The following is a 16793-nucleotide window of genomic DNA, read 5'->3' as shown; positions in this document are numbered from 1 at the left end:
AAAGGCCGTCGCCAAAAGGCGTCGACCACACGTCAGGAGGCTCGTCATGGCCCGTATCTCGCTCACCCCGCGCCGCTCGCTCCTCTTCCGTGCCACGGAGTGGTACTCCAGGCGCGTGTACGGAAAGGTCCTCGACCCCGCCCGGGCGCTGGCTCACAACCCGCGGGTGCTGTGGTCGGATCTCCGTTTCGAGCAGTCGGTGGCGAAGTGGAAGAACCTCGACCCCACCCTCAAGACGCTGGCGGTGATGGCGTCGGCCGCCTCGATCGGGTGCAGCTGGTGCATGGACTTCGGCCACTGGGAGAGCCGGCGGCACGGCATGGACGTGCGCAAGCTCCAGGATGTACCGATGTGGCGCGACAGTGATGTCTACGCTCCGCTGGAGCGCGATGTCATGGAGTACGCGGAGGCGATGACGGCCAATCCGCCGCGGGTCGAGGACGAGCTGGCGCAGCGGCTGCTCACGGCTCTCGGCGAGGCCGCGTTCGTCGAGCTGACCGCGATGGTGGCGGTGGAGAACCTGCGCTCGCGGATGAACTCCGCACTGGGGCTGACCAGTCAGGGCTTCAAGGACAACTGCGAGATTCCGGCCCGTCGGCGCTCCACGGCCGCCTGACCGCGACGACCGTGCGGTCCGCCCGGCGAGTTTGTTGACGATCATGTTGACAGGAGAGCTCGCTCCTCCAGATACTGACTGACGGTTCAGTTACTGCGTCCGTCGTGCCTGGAGGCACCATGTCCGAGCTCCCTCCCCGAGCTGGTCCCGCTCAGGGCCGGACGCTGGGCGTACACGCTCAGGACCAGACGCTGGGCGTATGGGGGTATTCGCGCGAGTTCCCCGTGGAGCCGTGGATGCGGGGACGCCAAGCTGGAGGAGATCGAGGAAGGCACCTCGGACATCAAGCGGCTGATCATCTCGAGGAGCATGTGACATGGCGTCGACGACTCTGACGGGCGGCGAAGCCGTCGTACGGGCGCTGGCGGCGCACGGCGTCACCCAGGCCTTCGGGATTCCGGGCACGCACAACCTGGAGATCTACCGGCATCTCGCCGCCTACGGGGTCGCGCATGTGACGCCGCGCCATGAGCAGGGCGCGGGGTACGCGGCCGATGCGTACGCCCGGGTCAGCGGGCGGCCAGGGGTCGCGATCACCACCACGGGGCCCGCCCTGCTGAACATCGCGGCGGCGGTCGGCCAGGCTTACTCGGACAGCGTGCCGCTGCTCGTCGTCTCTCCCGGGATGCCGCTGCGCCACCCGCGCCAGTCGACCGGGCTGCTGCACGAGATGCGCAGCCAGAGCGAGGCGCTGCGGGGTGTCGCGGCGTTCAGCCACCGGGTGTCGACGGTCGACGAGATCGGCGTGGCGGTCGCCCGGGCGTTCACGCTCTTCGGCACGGCGCGGCCGCGACCCGTGCACATCGAGATTCCGCTGGATCTGCTCGAGGCCGCGGAGAAGGCCGGAGCGGTACGGACCGCCCCGCCGGCCGCGTTCGCCGCACCCACTTCGGGCGAGATCCGGCGGGCCGTCGACGCCCTGCGCGCGGCGCGGCGTCCCGCGCTCGTACTGGGCGGTGGCGCGCGTGGGGCCGCAGCTGAACTGCTCGTCCTGGCAGATGAGTTGGCCGCGCCGGTGATCACCACCGCCAATGGCAAGGGCGTCGTGGACGAGTCCCATCCGCTGTCGCTCGGTGTCTCGCTGCACAGCCAGGTCGTCCAGAAGTGGCTGGCGAGGCGTGACGTGGTGCTGGCCGTGGGGACCGAGCTGGCCGAGTCCGATCTGTGGTCGGCGCCACCGACGTTGAACGGCACGCTGGTACGCGTCGACCTGGACCCCGCACAGATGTACGCGGCGATCCCGGCGGACGTGGCGCTGGTGGGCGACGCACAGCGGGTGGTGGGCACGCTGCTGTCCGTGTACCGGAGAGCGGGTGGCGGCGAGCCGGGCGGGCGCGGCGTCAGCGCGCAGCGTCCGGCGCGGGATGCCGGGGCGATGATGCCGCGCGGTGCGGAACTGCGGCTCGTACGCGACACCGGGAGCGGCGACCGGGACGCGGAAAGCGGAACGGCCGGCGCCGCCGAGCTGCGGCTCGCCCCCGACGCCCGCGCAGAAGAAACCGCCGCCCCGAGCGCCGCCGAGCAGGTCGCCGAGCTGCGTCTCGCGCGGGACGCCGAGACCCGGGACCGGGACGCCCGCTGGCTGCCGTATCTACGGGCGATCCGTACCGTCCTCGCAGCCGATGCCGTCATCACCTCCGACAGCGCTCAGTGCTGCTACTACGGCGCGCTCCCGCATCTGCCCGTCGGTCCCGACGCCCGCTATCTGCACCCCACCGGGTTCGGCACCCTCGGCTACGCGCTGCCCGCAGCGATCGGCGCCAAGACCGCAGACCCGGACCGGCAGGTGGTCGCGCTCAGCGGCGACGGCGGGCTGCAGTTCTCCGTGCAGGAGCTCGCCACCGCCGCCCAGCTCCGGCTCCCGCTGCCCGTCGTCGTGTTCGACAACGGCGGCTACGGCGAGATCCGCGACGAGATGGCCGCGCGCGGCGACGCCCCGGCCGCCGTCGACCTCGCGCCCGTCGACCTGCCCGCCCTCGCCCGCGCCTACGGCGGACACGGCGAGCACGCCGCGACCCCCGAAGCGCTCGCCGCCGCCCTCACCCGGGCCCTCGGCAACCCCGGCCCCACCGTGATCACCGTTCCCGAGGAGACCGCCCGATGACCACTCCCCTGCTGTCGCTCACCTGGACCGACCATGTCACCGGCCGCCAGGGCCACTTGGTCGTCGACCGGCTCGTGCGCGGGGTCTCCAGCGGCGGTCTGCGGATGCGCGAGGGCTGCACGCTGGATGAGGTGGCCGGGCTGGCCCGCGGGATGACGATGAAGGAGGCCCTGCACTACAACCCCGACGGCCGCTACATCCCGCTCGGCGGTGCGAAGGGCGGCATCGACTGCGACCCGCAGGACCCGCAGGCGTACGGCATCCTGGTCCGCTATCTGCGCGCCGTGCGCCCGTACGTCGAGACGATGTGGACCACCGGCGAAGACCTCGGCCTCACCCAGGACACCGTCGACCGCGCAGCCGCCGAGGCGGGGCTCGTCTCCTCCATCCAGGCCGTCTACCCGCTGCTCGACGAAGAGGCCACCGCGCGCCGACGGCTCGCGGACGCCTTCGCCGTCGAGGTGGACGGCATCGGGCTCGACGAACTCGTAGGCGGCTGCGGCGTCGCCGAGTCCGTGCTGGTCGCGCTCGACCGGGCGGGTGTCGCGTACGAAGGAACGCGCGTCAGCATCCAGGGACTTGGCACGATGGGCGGGGCCAGTGCCCGCTTCCTCGCTCGCGCCGGGCTGAAGATCGTCGCTGTCGCCGACGTCAAGGGGACCGTCGCCAACCCGGCCGGCCTGGACGTCGATGCGCTGCTGGCGGCCCGCGACTCGTACGGCACGGTCGACCGGACGGCCCTGCGGCCGGACGACCTCGAGCTGCCGGGCGACGCGTGGCTGTCGATCGACGCGGAGGTACTGGTGCCGGCTGCCGTCTCGTACGCCGTCGACACCGCCAACCAGACGCAGATCACGGCCCGTTGGATTGTCGAGGCGGCGAACATGCCGGTGCTGCCGGACGCGGAGGAGCTGCTCGCGCGGCGCGGCATCACCGTACTGCCGGACGTCGTCGTCAACTCCGGTACGAACGCGTGGTGGTGGTGGACGCTGTTCGGTGACATCGCCGCCGACGCGGACGAGGCGTTCGCGTACACGCGTCGCTCGATGCGCGCCCTGATCGACCAGATGCTGGCGCGCGCGGAGGCGGACGGGACGACTCCGCGGGCCGCGGCGCACGCGATCGTCGCCGACCGGCTGCCGGTGATCGCCGAGCGCTTCGGCTGGTACAGATGACGGCGCGCCGGGGGGCTTCGCTCGAACTCGACGCGCACGGAGTGCGGGCACCGGCGGACGGGCGCAGTCGCCGCACAACGCCACCCAAGATCAGCTGTGTAGGGTGATGTCGTGTCGAGAGTCCGGTTGAGCGTGGCGGAGCGGCGTGAGGAGCTGCTCGGTGCTGCTGTCGAGCAGATTGAGGAACGTGGTGTGGCGGCCGTGCGCATCGCCGATGTCGCCTCCGCCCTCGGCGTGAGCAATGCCCTGGTCCTCTACCACTTCTCGACCAAGGAGAAGCTCGTCGCGGCCGCCTTCACCCACGCGGCCGACGGTGACCTTGCCCATCTGCGCAAACTGCTGGGCCGCCGCACATCCGCGCTGCGCCGACTGCGGGCCGCGGTCCGCTGGTACGCGCCGACGGGGACGGCCAAGGGCTGGCGGCTGTGGATCGAGGGCTGGGCGGCCGCGCTGCGGGAGCCGACGCTGCGGGAGGTCGCCCGCGATCTCGACCAACAGTGGAAGGCCGCCCTGACCGAGGTCATCGCGGAAGGCGCGGCGGCGGGCGAGTTCCCGTGCGAGGACCCGGCGGCAACGGCCTGGCGGCTGACGGCGTTTCTGGACGGGCTCGCCGTGCAGATGACCTCGTACGCGGGATCGCTGTCGCGCGCGGCGATGCTGGAATGGACCGACGAGGCGCTCGCCCGTGAGCTTGGCGTGGATCGCGCCGAGCTCACTGCCGCCGCTCGCTGAACGGCCATGCGCGCACAGCCTCTTCCCCCATACTTGGCAACTGTGTCTCAGCAGCCGCAGTCTCAGTCTCAGTCTCAGCAGACAGATCCTCTCCCTCACGATGTGCTGGTCGTCGGCGGCAGCGGCGTGGACACGGTCGTCCGCGTCGACTCCCTGCCGGTCCCGCTCTCGGACTCCGTCGGAGTCGGCCCGATCCGCGAATCGCCGGGCCACACCGGCGGCAATGTGGCCTTGGGCTGCCGGGCCCTCGGGCTGAATGTCACCCTCCTCGACTACATCGGCGACGACTGGCCGGGCCGGCAGGTCCGCGCACGGCTCGCCGAGGGCGGGGTGGCCTTCGAGCCGCTCCTCTCCCCCACCGGGACCCGCCGCGCGGTCAACCTCGTCGACCCCGCGGGCCGCCGCATGTCCTTCTATGACGCCCGCGATCCGGGCGAGTTGCGGATGCCGCGCGACTTCTACCTCCCACATCTGCGGCGGGCCCGCCACGTCCATCTCTCGATCGTGAACTTCGCGCGGTTCCTCTACGACGACATCGAGGCGCTCGGCGTACCGGTCTCCACAGACCTGCACGACTGGGACGGACTGGCCGACCACCACCGGGAGTTCGCGCTCCGCTCGGACCTGGTCTTCCTGAGCACGGTGGGCGCGCGCGAGCGGATAGCCTCGGTGATGCGGGAGATCCTGCGCGACGGACGGGCCCAGGCGGTGGTCGCGACGGCGGGCGCAGGCGGCTCGTACCTCCTCACCCGCGACGGCAGCAGCACCCCACGCCCGATCCCCGCGGTGGTTCCGCCAGCACCGGTGGTGGACTCCAACGGCGCGGGGGACGCGTATGTCTGCGGCTTCCTGTACGGGCGGCTGTCCGGCCGCGACCTGGAGGAGAGCGCGAGGCTGGGCTCACTGGCGGGCGCCCACGCCTGCACGGCCGAGGGCAGCGGGGCACTGATCGGCCCCGCCGGACTCGTCCCGCCTCAGGTCTGACGCACCGGTTCGTACGCGTCCGCCTGCAGCCCGAAGGTCCAGGCGACCCCTCCTTCGCGGTCCGGGTCGTGGGCGGCACCCGCAGCCAGTAGGTGCGGTGGCTGCCGTCCGGCTCGGGAGCCGCGCCGCGGGCGGGGTCGCGGGTGCCGAGCACCCCACCCCGCCGCCGTCACAGGGGCAGCAGGTTCGGGCGCTTGGCCTCGACATGGTCGCCGGAGCTCTCGCCGCGCAGCCGTCGGCCGATCCACGGCACCAGGTGCTCGCGCGCCCAGTGGATGTCGTCACGGCGCACTTCGAACGGGCCGCGCGGCGGCTGGGGCGGCCACGGCTGGTCGGGGTCGGCGGGCACATCGAGTCCGAGTACCTGGGCGGCGCGCAGCGCGACCCGGGTGTGTCCCTCGGGCGACAGATGCAGCCGGTCGGTGTCCCAGGCCCGCCTGTCCTGGACTGACTTGAGCGACCAGAGGTCGAGGACGGGGCAGTCGTAGCGGTCGGCGATGGCCCTTACATGCGCGGTGTACGTGGCGATCTTGCCGCGCAGATGGCGCAGCACCGGCACCCCGCGGGTGTCGAATCCGGTGGTCACCATGACCGTGCCGACCGCGCTCGTGAGGTCGGCGACGGCGCGCTCGAAGCGCTCGGCCACGTCGTCGGGGTCGGTGCCAGGCCGGATGATGTCGTTGCCGCCGGCGCAGAACGTCACCAGATCCGGGGCGAGTTCCTTCGCCCTCGGTACCTGCTCCTCGACGATCTGGTCAAGGAGACGCCCGCGTACGGCGAGGTTGGCGTACCTGAAGGTGTGCTCCGGCGTCCGGTCGTCGAGCAGGACCGCGAACCGGTCCGCCCAGCCGACGTACATCCCGTTCGGACCCGGGTCTCCGACGCCCTCGGTGAAGCTGTCACCGATAGCCGCGTACGACCCGAATGCACCCTTTTTCCCTGTTCTCGAATCGTCTGCCACGAGACCACATCTTTCCCTTACGGATGTGACCTACGCGACCGTAAGGAAGGGTTGACGAGGGGTGATCTTTGCCACCGGTCAAGTTTCGTCCAACCCGGAATACGCCGACTCCCCCACGCCGCCGGACGGGGGGAGTCGACAACGGTGTGCCGTCTGCGCCTCAGATGGAGACGCCGTACTGGCGCAGGTACGCCAGCGGGTCGACATCCGAGCCGTAGCTCGGGCCGGTGCGGATCTCGAAGTGCAGGTGCGGGCCGCTGGAGTTGCCGGTGGAGCCGGAGAGGCCGATCTGCTGCCCACCGCTCACGCTCTGGCCGGCGGAGACGGCGAGCGAGGAGAGGTGGGCGTACTGCGAGTAGTTGCCGTCGCTGTGCTGGATGACGACCTCGTTGCCGTACGCGCCGCCCCAGCCGGCGGAGACGACGGTGCCCGCGCCGACGGCCTTGACAGTGGTGCCGGAGGAGGCCGCGAAGTCGACACCGGTGTGGTAGCCGCTGGACCACATGGCGCCGGTCATGCGGTAGGAGGTGGTGACGGTCGCGCCGTCGACGGGGGCGGTGAAGCCGGAGCTGCCGGCCTGCGAGGCGCTCGCGGAGTCGCCGGAGGAGGACTGTGCGGAGGAGTCCGAGACGGAGTCGGAGGCGGCCTTGGACTTCGACGCAGCCTTCGACTCAGCCTTGGACTCGGCCCTGGACTTGGACCGGTCCTGGCTCTCCTGGCGCGGCTGCGCCTTCTCCGGAGCCTTCGCCTTCGACTTCGCGCCGAGGGTCAGCTTGAGGCCCGGGTGGATCAGCGACGGGTTGTCGCCGACCTGCTCACGGTTGTCCTCGTACAGCTTCTTCCAGCCGCCGCGTACATCGTGCTCCTTGGCGATCTTGGCCAGGTAGTCACCGGAGACGACGGAGTACGTGGTGGGGACGGTGGCCGGCTTGGCTGCCACCGGGGCCGCGGCGGCGGTCACTGCCGTAGCGGGCGCCACGGCGGGAGCGGTCTTGCCCGCCGCGTGGGCGCCGGTGGCACCCATCAGCGGAAGCGCGATGGCGGCGCCACCCGTGCCGGCGGCGACGAAGCCGCGCGTGATCGGGCTGGTCTTGGGACGGCGGTGCTTACCCTTTGCGGGCATGGCGCATTCCTCTCCGGCGCCTACGAGGTGAGCTGTCGGGTTCGGGCTGGAGATGCCCGGCCGCGCAATGCGCGACTAAACCCCGAGCCATCCGGAACTCCGGAATGGCGAACTACCTGGGTCCCCCGCTCCTGCCACGCGTGGGTGGATTTTTCGAATTCCGGTCGGCGGCAGGATTAGGCGGTCCGTCCGGATTGACGGGAACGTAAGCGAGAGGGACGGGCGGGTACAAGCCATCACTTTCCCGGGCCAATGATCCGTGCGATATCGCCCCAGAATTCCGGTTACCCTCCGTAAAATGTGGATCTCGACCGGATCTCAACTGTCCCTCCGGCAACGGAGTTCGGCTCCGCCGTACCACCACGCACCGTCACGGATATGATCCTGCTCACGGGCCGGACCCCATCTCCCCTGTAGATGGGGCACGTTATGCCGAACCGGCCAATTCGGACAGAAGTGTCATTTAATGACTATCGACCGATCGGTCGCACTTACCTCCCAATTCCTGCCAACGTCGCAGGAATTCCACCGGGTCCCGCCGCCTTCCTCGACGACCATTTCCCATCCTTGACCGCAAAATAGGACAAAGTGCCGCAGGTGCCGGGGGTGGTCGCAGCGGGGTACCGAGGCCGGCCGAGTCCGGGTCAGAGTCGGAGCCGGGTCAGCGGCGGAGCCGGGTCAGCGGCGGCGCAGCCGGATCACGGTGGCGTCCATGTCGCCCTTGAGCCCGGTGTGCAATCCGTGGTGCACGAGTACGGCCCCCCGGTGTACGGCGCCGGTGTCCAGGCACTCGTAGGCGGCTGCCGGGTCGAGGCAGCGCAGCCTGAGCCTGGGCGGCTGCTCGCCGTAGTGCTGCGCCTGCAGCCAGGCGAGGACAACGCTCTCGTCGCCGCGTACGTACTGCACGGCGCTCAGCCCGCCCTCCGGCGCCCGCAGCCGGTGCAGCTCGCCGTGCTGCACCAGCGGCCTGATCTTCTTGTACAGGTCCACCCAGCCGCGTGCCTCTGCGAGCTCCTCGTCGGTCCACTCGGTGAGGTCGCCGCCGACCCCGAGAACACCGGCCATCGCGCTGACGAAGCGGAAGCGGAGCGTGCTGAACCGGCAGTTGAGCTGGACATTGGGGCTGTCGGTGACCCAGGCCGCCATGACCCGCGCCGGGTGCAGCTGGGTGAAGCCCTGCTGGATGGCGAGCCGGTCCAGCGGATCAGTGTTGTCGGAGGTCCACACCTGGTCGGTACGGGAGAGGATGCCGAGGTCGATCCGGCCGCCGCCGCCCGAGCAGGACTCGAAGGCGACGGACGGATGCGCGGCCCGCAACCGGTCGAGGAGTGCGTACAGCGCGTGCACATGCTCGACCCACAGCTTCTGCGGGTACTCCTCGCCGGGCCATCCGGCGTCCGTGAAGCAGCGGTTGAAGTCCCACTTCACATAGTCGATGGGTGCACTGCTGAGCAGCGTGTCCAACTGCTCCCAGAGATAGTCCTGTACGTCCTTGCGCGCGAGGTTCAGCACGAGCTGGTTGCGGAATTCGGTTCTGGCGCGGCCCGGGTGGTGCTGCACCCAGTCGGGGTGCGCGCGGTAGAGGTCGCTGTCGGCGTTGACCATCTCCGGCTCGACCCAGATGCCGAACTGCATCCCCAGCGCCTGCACTTCGTCGGCGAGCGGCCCCAGTCCCTTTGGGAAGCGCTCGGCGTTGGGCGTCCAGTCGCCGAGCCCGGCGCGGTCGCTGGTGCGCTGCCCGAACCACGCGTCGTCCACCACGAACAGCTCGACGCCCATCGCCGCGGCCCGCTGCGCGAGGGCCCGCTGCTGCTCCTCGGAGATGTCGAAACCGGTGGCTTCCCAGGAGTTGTAGAGGACGGGCCGCTCGGTCGCCGCGTCGGGGATGACATGCGCCAGCTGCCAGGCGTGCCAGGCCCGGCTGGCCCCGCCGAATCCGCCGTCGGTCCACAGTCCGGCGAAGACGGGCGAGGTGTACGACTGGCCGGGCGCGAGCCGCAGCAGTCCCGATTCGTCGTAGCCCGCGCCGCCGGTGATCTGCACGAGTCCGTCGGGCAGCTGCTGTACGGAGATCCGCCAGGACCCGGACCAGCCGAGGGCGCAGGCGTACACCTCGCCGCGCTCCTCCGTGGCCCCCTCCGCGTCCAGCGCGACCCATGGCAGATGCTGGTGCCCGGTGTGGCCGCGACGGCTGCCGATCACCTTCTCGCCGTACGTCAGCTCCGACCGTACGAGCAGCGACTCGGCGGCCCAGCGGCCGTGCAGCTGGCTGAGCCGCCAGCGCTCGCGCTGCGGCAGCGTCCAGGCGGCAGAGTCGGCCCGCAGCAGCTCCAGGTCGGGGCCGTCCCCGTCGTGGGCGACGGTTTCGTGGGCGACGGTGACCCAGCGCTCGATGACGTCCGCGTCATCGCGCATCCGGTGGTGCAGGGTGAGGCCGAGGCCATGTACGGCGTCGGCGAAGCGGAGCCGCAGTTCGTCGCCGTCCACCGCGTGACCGGCGAAGGTCCACTCCGTGCCGCGTACTTGTGGCGTACGGACGGAGAGCGCCGGGCGTACGAAGCGGGGTCCGCCCTCGACCGGGTACTCCTCGTGCCCGTCGAGCTGCGACTCGAAGGGCCAGTAGGGCGGCAGTACCCGGTCCGCGAGTGCCTCCGCGTCGGCGCCGGAGATCCGGGGCCCCCAATGGAGATGCAGCAGTTCGTCGTCGTCCGTGAGGTGCAGCGCATAACTGCTCGTGGGTCCGGAGAGAACCCACGTACGCCCCTTGCCAACGCTCTCGATCATCCCGACCCCTCAGATACTCACAGGTCCGCACAGGCCCGAACATCATCCGACGGGGACCGCTGCCGGTGCAACGGCCTTGCGGGAGACGGTCGAGATGATTGCCTGATGAAGCGGTGTCGTATCGTCGGGAACGCGCCATCGTCGGCGAGCAGCGCCGACGGCAGTCACTTCAGGAGTCCCCGTGACGCAGCAGCTGCCGCAGGTCCCGTCGACAGAGCCAGAGCTGGCCGGAGTGCGCAACTTCCGGGACGTGGGCGGCCTGCCGACAGTGGACGGCAGGAAGGTGCGGCACGGCCGGCTCTTCCGCAGCGGCCATCTCGCGCACGCGACCGAGTCCGACGCCTCGTTCCTCGGCACGCTGGGCCTGCACACGATCTTCGACTTCCGTAACGCGGCGGACATGCGGCTGGAGGGCCCCGACGTCGAGCTGCCCGGCGTACGCAATGTGAATCTGCCGCTGACCGACCCGGCCGACGGCGCCGAGTTCTGGAAGATGGTCCGGGACGGCGACCTCGACCAGCTGCGGTCGATCCTCTCGGACGGCAAGGCGGCGGGGCGGATGTCGGCCTCGTACCGGACGATCATCAAGCAGCGCACCGACGAGCACAGCAAGGTCCTGCACGCGCTCGCGGAGGACAGCGTCCCGGCCCTGATGCACTGCGCGGCGGGCAAGGACCGCGCCGGTCTGTCGGTAGCCGTCTCGCTGCTGGCGGTCGGCGTCGAGCGGGAGGCCATCGAGGCGGACTACCTCAAGTCCAATGACCCGCACCGCCGTTACCTGGTCCGGCGCAGCGACAAGTCCCCGGCCGCGATGTCCCCGGAGGTGATGGAGCTGCTGTCCCCGCTCTTCGACGCGCGGGCCGAGTACCTGAGCGCGGCCTTCGAAACGATCGAGCAGACCTGGGGCACCACCGAGCGCTACCTCACCGAGGGCCTGAAGGTGAGCCCGCAGACGCGCGAGCGGCTCCGCGACCGGCTCCTCGACGAGGCCTGAGCCGGGCTCACCGGTTCCGCGCTACTGGTTCTGGCCGCCCAGCAGGAAGAGCAGATAGAGGAAGGCGGCGAAGAGATGACCCGCCACCAGGTAGGCGAAGAGCCGGATCACCAGCCCTCGGGGGAACTTCCCCTCTTCGTTGTGCTTGGACATGGCAGACCTCTCACGTGTGTCAGGCATGCGGATGGAAGTCGGGGCTCTGCAGCAGCGTGTGCACGAAGAGCAGCTGGACCCCGTCGCGTGTGGCCGCCGCGATGCGGTGCGGGGTCATTGAGTCGAAGTGCGCGCTGTCCCCGGGGCTCAGCTCGTGCACCGCTTCGCCCAGGCCCAGCCGCAGCCGCCCGTCGAGGACATACAGCCACTCCTCGCCGGGATGCACCCGGACCACATCGCCCTGGCTGCCGTACGGGACCACCAGCCGCAGGGCCTGCATCGCCCGGCCGGGACCGCCTGCCCGGTGGTACGTCCAGCCGTCGGCCGCCGCGGTCTCCCCGCGACCGGTGCGGATGATGGGCTCGTGTTCCGGCGCCGACTCGCCGAGCAGCTCGGCGACCGTCGTACCGTAGATGCGGGCGAGCCCCAGCAGCATCGGCAGCGACGGCTGGCGGTGGCCCGTCTCCAGACGCGAGAGGTGGGCGGGCGAGAGGCCCGCACGCTGGGCGGCCGCTTCCAGGGTGAGACCGCGACGGCGGCGCAGATCACGCAGCCGTGGTGCGACATCGGGCAGCGAGGTGTCCGCCGCCCCTCCGGCAGGGGTGCTCATATGCCCATTGGGCCAGGAACCTGCCTCTGAGGCAAATTTCTTGCCTCAGAGGCAAAAGTGCCGAAAGTCAGCGGTTGGCGACCGCCTGCTTGACCAGCGTCCTGCCGAAGTCCCACATCAGCCCGCCGCCGCCGTGGGCGTCGTCCATCACGGCCGTGAAGGCCGCCACGAACCGATCGACCTCCCGCTCACCGATGGTCAGCGGCGGAATCAGCTTGATCACTTCCAGATGGTCGCCGGAGACCTGAGTGAGGATCCGGTGCTTCTGCAGCAGCGGCACCACGACCATCTGTGCGAAGAGACCCTTGCGGGCCGCCTGCAGCATGGTCCAGCGGCTGCGCAGCTTGATCGAGTCCGGCCGGCCGAACTCGATGCCGATCATCAGGCCGCGCCCCCGCACCTCGTGCAACAGCTCATAGCGGTCGACGAGCGCCGCCAGCCGGGAGCGCAGCAGTTCGCCGGTCATCCGTGCATTGGCGACGACCTGCTCGTCCTCGATCACCGAGAGGACGGCGAGCCCGGCGGCCATCGCCTGGGCGTTGGATCCGAAACTCGCCGAGTGCACCAGCACCCGGTCCATCGACGAGTAGACCTTCTTGAAGATCCAGTCCTTGCCGAGGGTCGCTCCGACCGGTACGTAACCGCCCGAGAGCGCCTTCGCCACACAGACCAGATCCGGCTCGACCCCTTCCTCGTACTGGTACGCGTAGAAGTCGCCGGTCCTGCCCAGGCCGGTCTGCACCTCGTCCGCGATCAGCAGCGCCTTGTGCTTGTGCAGCAGTTCCTGGGCCGCGTGCAGGAACCCGGGGGGCGTCGCGTGCACGCCCTTGCCCTGGATCGGCTCCACGACGAAGCCCGCCACATCGCCGCGCTTCAACTCCCGCTCCAGCGCGGCCAGATCGCCGAGCCCGATCGCGGTGTCGGGCAGCAGCGGCGCGAATCCGTCCCGGAACCCCGCCTCCCCGTTGACCGACAGAGATCCGGTGGTCAGCCCGTGGAAGGCGTGCGAGCAGTACAGGATCCTCGGCTTCCCGGTGGCGTACCGGGCGAACTTCAGCGCGGTCTCCACCGCCTCCGTACCGCTGTTGCCGAAGAACACCCGGTCCAGGTGAGGACTGTGCGCCAGCAGCTTCTCCGCGAGCAGCCCGGGCAGCGGCTGGCAGTCGAAGCGCGTGAGGTCCGCGAGCGAGGCGTCCAGGACGTCGTGCAGCGCCTTGCGTACGACCGGGTGGTGCCGGCCGAGCCCCATCACCCCGAAGCCCGCGAGCATGTCGAGATAGTCGTTGCCGTCGGCGTCCCAGAAGTACGCGCCCTCGGCCCGTTCGTAGACCTTGTCGAAGCCGATGGTGTGCAGCATGCGCGGCAACTGGTGGTTGAGATGTCGCGCATGAAGCTCATACCGGTCGGCCCCGCGCTCCGCGAGGAGTCGGGCCAGATCGAAACCCTTGAGCGGCTCCGTGCCCGTCGGCGGCTCGGTCATTCCTCGGCTCTCCTCTCCTTGACCGCCATGGCGGCACTGATCCGTCCCGCGATCTCCACCGGGGTGAGCCCGATGTCGGCGAGTACCTCGCCGCGTTTGGCGTGCGCGAGGAACTGCTCGGGGATGCCGAAGGTACGCAGCGGCACATCCACGCCGGCGTCCCGCAGTGCCTGCCCGACGGCCGAACCGACCCCGCCGTTGCGGCTGTTGTCCTCCACGACGGCCACCAGACGGTGCTGCGCGGCGAGCGGCGCGAGCTGTTCGTCGACGGGCTTGACCCAGCGCGGGTCCACGACGGTGCAGGCGATGCCGCGGCCCTTGAGCAGCTCGACACTCTGCAGGCAGACGGGCGCGAGCGCGCCCACCGACACCAGCAGCACATCGGCGTCGTCCGCCCGGTGCAGTACGTCCATCCCGCCGATCCGCCCGATCGCCTCGACGGGCTCGCCCACCGACTCCTTCGGGAAGCGCAGCACGGTCGGCGCGTCGTCCACATCGACGGCCTCGCGCAGCTCCGCACGCAGCCGGTCGGCGTCGCGCGGCGCGGCGATCCGCAGCCCGGGCACGACCTGCAGGATCGACATGTCCCACATGCCGTTGTGGGACGGACCGTCGACGCCGGTGACGCCCGCCCGGTCGAGTACGAATGTCACCCCGCACTTGTGCAGGGCGACGTCCATCAGCAGCTGGTCGAAGGCGCGGTTGAGGAAGGTGGCGTATACAGCGACGACGGGATGCAGCCCGCCGGTGGCGAGCCCGGCCGCGGAGACCGCGGCGTGCTGCTCGGCGATCCCGACGTCCCACACCCGGTCGGGGAACCGCTCGGCGAACTTCGTCAGGCCGACGGGGTGCAGCATCGCGGCCGTGATCGCCACGACGTCCGGCCGCTCGGCCCCGATCGCGGCGATCTCGTCCCCGAACACCGAAGTCCAGGACGGCCCGTTGGACGGCGCGAGCGGCTCGCAGGTCAGCGGGTCCATCACCCCGACGGTGTGGAAGCGGTCAGCCTCGTCCTCCAGGGCCGGCTGGTAGCCACGGCCCTTCTCGGTCAGGCAGTGCACCAGTACGGGCCCGTGGAAGCGCTTGGCCCGGCGCAGCGCGGATTCGACGGCCGCGATGTCGTGCCCGTCTATCGGCCCCAGGTACTTCAGGCCGAGATCCTCGAACATCCCCTGTGGCGCGAAGGCGTCCTTGAACCCCTTCTTCGCGCCGTGCAGCGATTCGTACAGCGGCTTCCCGACGACCGGGGTGTGCTGCAGAACGTCCTTGCCCCAGGCCAGCACCCGTTCGTAGCCGTCGGTCGTACGGAGTGTGGCCAGGTGGTTGGCGAGGCCGCCGATCGTCGGGGCGTACGAGCGCTCGTTGTCGTTGACGACGATGATCAGCGGCCGGTCCTTCGCCGCGGCGATGTTGTTGAGCGCCTCCCAGGCCATGCCGCCGGTGAGCGCGCCGTCGCCGATGACCGCGACGACATGATCACTGCTGCCCAGCACCTGATGCGCCTTGGCAAGACCGTCCGCCCAGCCCAGGACCGTCGACGCGTGGGAGTTCTCTATGACGTCGTGCTCGGACTCCTCGCGGGAGGGGTAGCCGGAGAGCCCGCCCTTGCCGCGCAGCTTGGAGAAGTCCTGTCGGCCGGTCAGCAGTTTGTGTACGTAGCTCTGGTGCCCGGTGTCCCACAGAATGCGGTCGACGGGCGAGTCGAAGACCCGGTGCAGGGCGACGGTCAGCTCCACCACCCCGAGGTTGGGGCCCAGATGCCCCCCTGTCCTGGCCACCGCATGCACCAGGAACTCTCTGATCTCCTCGGCGAGTTCCTCGAGTTCCGCATCGGTCAGCGCCTTGAGATCGCGCGGCCCCCGGATGCTCTCAAGAATCGTCACGGTCGGACCCCCTTCGCATGCTGTTCAGCTCACGGTGACGGCGGGCGGCCCCGAGGCCGCCCCTGCGTCCTCCATGGATTCGGCGATCTTCATCGCCTCTTCGATGAGGGTCTCGACGATCTTCGACTCGGGCACGGTCTTGATGACCTCACCCTTGACGAAGATCTGACCCTTCCCATTGCCCGACGCCACTCCGAGGTCCGCTTCCCTCGCCTCGCCCGGGCCGTTGACGACACATCCCATGACGGCGACGCGCAGCGGCACCTCCATGCCTTCAAGGCCCGCCGTGACCTGGTCGGCGAGCTTGTAGACATCGACCTGGGCACGGCCGCAGGAGGGGCAGGAGACGATCTCGAGGCGGCGCTGCTTGAGGTTGAGGGACTCCAGGATCTGGATGCCGACCTTGACCTCTTCGGCGGGCGGGGCGGACAGCGAGACCCGGATCGTGTCGCCGATGCCCTCGCTGAGCAGCGCGCCGAAGGCGACGGCCGACTTGATCGTGCCCTGGAAGGCGGGTCCGGCCTCCGTCACGCCGAGATGCAGCGGATAGTCGCAGGCGGCGGCCAGCTGCCGGTAGGCGTTGACCATCACGACCGGGTCGTTGTGCTTGACCGAGATCTTGATGTCGCGGAAGCCGTGCTCCTCGAAGAGCGACGCCTCCCACAGCGCGGACTCGACGAGCGCCTCGGGGGTCGCCTTGCCGTACTTGGCGAGCAGCCGGGCATCGAGCGAACCGGCGTTGACGCCGATCCGGATCGGGGTGCCGGTCTCGCCGGCGGCGCGGGCGATCTCCTTGACCTTGTCGTCGAACTGCTTGATGTTGCCCGGGTTCACCCGCACCGCCGCGCACCCGGCGTCGATCGCCGCGAACACGTACTTCGGCTGGAAGTGGATGTCCGCGATGACGGGGATCTGCGACTTCCTCGCGATGGTGGCGAGCGCGTCCGCGTCGTCCTGGGTCGGACAGGCCACTCGTACGATCTGGCAGCCGGACGCGGTCAGTTCCGCGATCTGCTGCAGCGTCGCGCCGATGTCCGAGGTGCGCGTGGTCGTCATCGACTGCACCGATACGGGGGCGTCCCCGCCGACGGCCACGGAACCGACCTGGATACGCCGCGAGGTGCGGCGCATCGCGATCGGCCGGGCCGGCAGCTCCGGGAGCCCCAGTGCGACTGGCTCTCCAGCGGACATCAC

The 16793-nt window shown here is 70.2% G+C and carries 14 protein-coding genes, 1 pseudogene and 1 riboswitch; of the genes and pseudogenes, 6 read left to right on the top strand and 9 right to left on the bottom strand.

Going from position 1 to position 16793, the window contains the following annotated elements:
- The first annotated feature begins 46 nt into the window (after positions 1-46).
- From ACZ3H8_RS04465 to ACZ3H8_RS04445, 5 genes are all read left to right on the top strand, one after another.
- Positions 47-616 (top strand): carboxymuconolactone decarboxylase family protein, encoded by a 570-nt coding sequence (locus ACZ3H8_RS04465; protein WP_467397229.1) that lies wholly within the window; start codon positions 47-49, stop codon positions 614-616.
- A 316-nt stretch (positions 617-932) separates the two neighbouring features.
- Positions 933-2720, top strand: coding sequence for a thiamine pyrophosphate-dependent enzyme (locus tag ACZ3H8_RS04460; RefSeq protein WP_467397226.1), 1788 nt, complete (start codon positions 933-935; stop codon positions 2718-2720).
- On the top strand, positions 2717-3895 hold the full coding sequence (locus ACZ3H8_RS04455; protein ID WP_467397223.1) for a glutamate dehydrogenase: 1179 nt from the start codon (positions 2717-2719) through the stop codon (positions 3893-3895). Before ACZ3H8_RS04460 ends, ACZ3H8_RS04455 begins: the two co-directional genes overlap by 4 nt.
- 111 nt (positions 3896-4006) lie before the next feature.
- Complete coding sequence (locus ACZ3H8_RS04450; protein ID WP_467397222.1) at positions 4007-4627, top strand: TetR/AcrR family transcriptional regulator; 621 nt, start codon at positions 4007-4009, stop codon at positions 4625-4627.
- Between the two features lie 105 nt (positions 4628-4732).
- Positions 4733-5611 carry a carbohydrate kinase family protein gene (locus ACZ3H8_RS04445; protein ID WP_467397957.1) on the top strand — a complete coding sequence of 293 codons (879 nt, stop codon included), beginning with the start codon at positions 4733-4735 and terminating at the stop codon, positions 5609-5611.
- Here the strand turns inward: ACZ3H8_RS04445 and ACZ3H8_RS04440 are convergent.
- The 4 genes and pseudogenes from ACZ3H8_RS04440 to ACZ3H8_RS04425 all read right to left on the bottom strand — a co-directional run.
- Positions 5602-5735, bottom strand: a pseudogene (locus tag ACZ3H8_RS04440) (DUF6745 domain-containing protein); the annotation flags it as partial. The gene ACZ3H8_RS04445 and the pseudogene ACZ3H8_RS04440 overlap by 10 nt on opposite strands.
- A 45-nt stretch (positions 5736-5780) precedes the next feature.
- Positions 5781-6572, bottom strand: coding sequence for an SGNH/GDSL hydrolase family protein (locus ACZ3H8_RS04435; RefSeq protein WP_467397220.1), 792 nt, complete (start codon positions 6570-6572; stop codon positions 5781-5783).
- A 160-nt stretch (positions 6573-6732) separates the two neighbouring features.
- The gene (locus ACZ3H8_RS04430) at positions 6733-7695 is read right to left on the bottom strand and encodes a M23 family metallopeptidase (protein ID WP_467397218.1); all 963 of its coding nucleotides are present in this window, start codon (positions 7693-7695) and stop codon (positions 6733-6735) included.
- A 2-nt stretch (positions 7696-7697) separates the two neighbouring features.
- Positions 7698-7852, bottom strand: a riboswitch (cyclic di-AMP (ydaO/yuaA leader).
- 521 nt (positions 7853-8373) lie between these two features.
- Complete coding sequence (locus ACZ3H8_RS04425) at positions 8374-10479, bottom strand: alpha-galactosidase (RefSeq protein ID WP_467397216.1); 2106 nt, start codon at positions 10477-10479, stop codon at positions 8374-8376.
- A 181-nt stretch (positions 10480-10660) separates the two neighbouring features.
- Between ACZ3H8_RS04425 and ACZ3H8_RS04420 the strand changes: the two genes are divergently transcribed.
- A complete protein-coding gene (locus ACZ3H8_RS04420) occupies positions 10661-11473 on the top strand; it encodes a tyrosine-protein phosphatase (RefSeq protein ID WP_467397213.1) in 813 nt (270 codons plus the stop codon).
- Between the two features lie 21 nt (positions 11474-11494).
- On the opposite strand, the gene ACZ3H8_RS04415 is transcribed toward ACZ3H8_RS04420, so the two are convergent.
- From ACZ3H8_RS04415 to ispG, 5 genes are all read right to left on the bottom strand, one after another.
- The gene (locus ACZ3H8_RS04415) at positions 11495-11626 is read right to left on the bottom strand and encodes a DUF6126 family protein (RefSeq protein ID WP_307659941.1); all 132 of its coding nucleotides are present in this window, start codon (positions 11624-11626) and stop codon (positions 11495-11497) included.
- Positions 11627-11645: 19 nt separating this feature from the next.
- Positions 11646-12236 carry an XRE family transcriptional regulator gene (locus tag ACZ3H8_RS04410; protein WP_467397210.1) on the bottom strand — a complete coding sequence of 197 codons (591 nt, stop codon included), beginning with the start codon at positions 12234-12236 and terminating at the stop codon, positions 11646-11648.
- 67 nt (positions 12237-12303) lie between these two features.
- On the bottom strand, positions 12304-13716 hold the full coding sequence (locus ACZ3H8_RS04405) for an aspartate aminotransferase family protein (protein WP_467397208.1): 1413 nt from the start codon (positions 13714-13716) through the stop codon (positions 12304-12306).
- Positions 13713-15599 carry a 1-deoxy-D-xylulose-5-phosphate synthase gene (dxs, locus tag ACZ3H8_RS04400; RefSeq protein ID WP_467397205.1) on the bottom strand — a complete coding sequence of 629 codons (1887 nt, stop codon included), beginning with the start codon at positions 15597-15599 and terminating at the stop codon, positions 13713-13715. Before dxs ends, ACZ3H8_RS04405 begins: the two co-directional genes overlap by 4 nt.
- Before the next feature lie 24 nt (positions 15600-15623).
- Positions 15624-16790 (bottom strand): flavodoxin-dependent (E)-4-hydroxy-3-methylbut-2-enyl-diphosphate synthase, encoded by a 1167-nt coding sequence (gene ispG / locus ACZ3H8_RS04395; protein WP_467397202.1) that lies wholly within the window; start codon positions 16788-16790, stop codon positions 15624-15626.
- Between the last annotated feature and the right edge of the window lie 3 nt (positions 16791-16793).

It is taken from the genome of Streptomyces sp. NPDC002868, from assembly GCF_055563295.1.
Note: the sequence above shows the minus strand (reverse complement) of the source record. Positions and strands in the feature narration are given on the sequence as shown.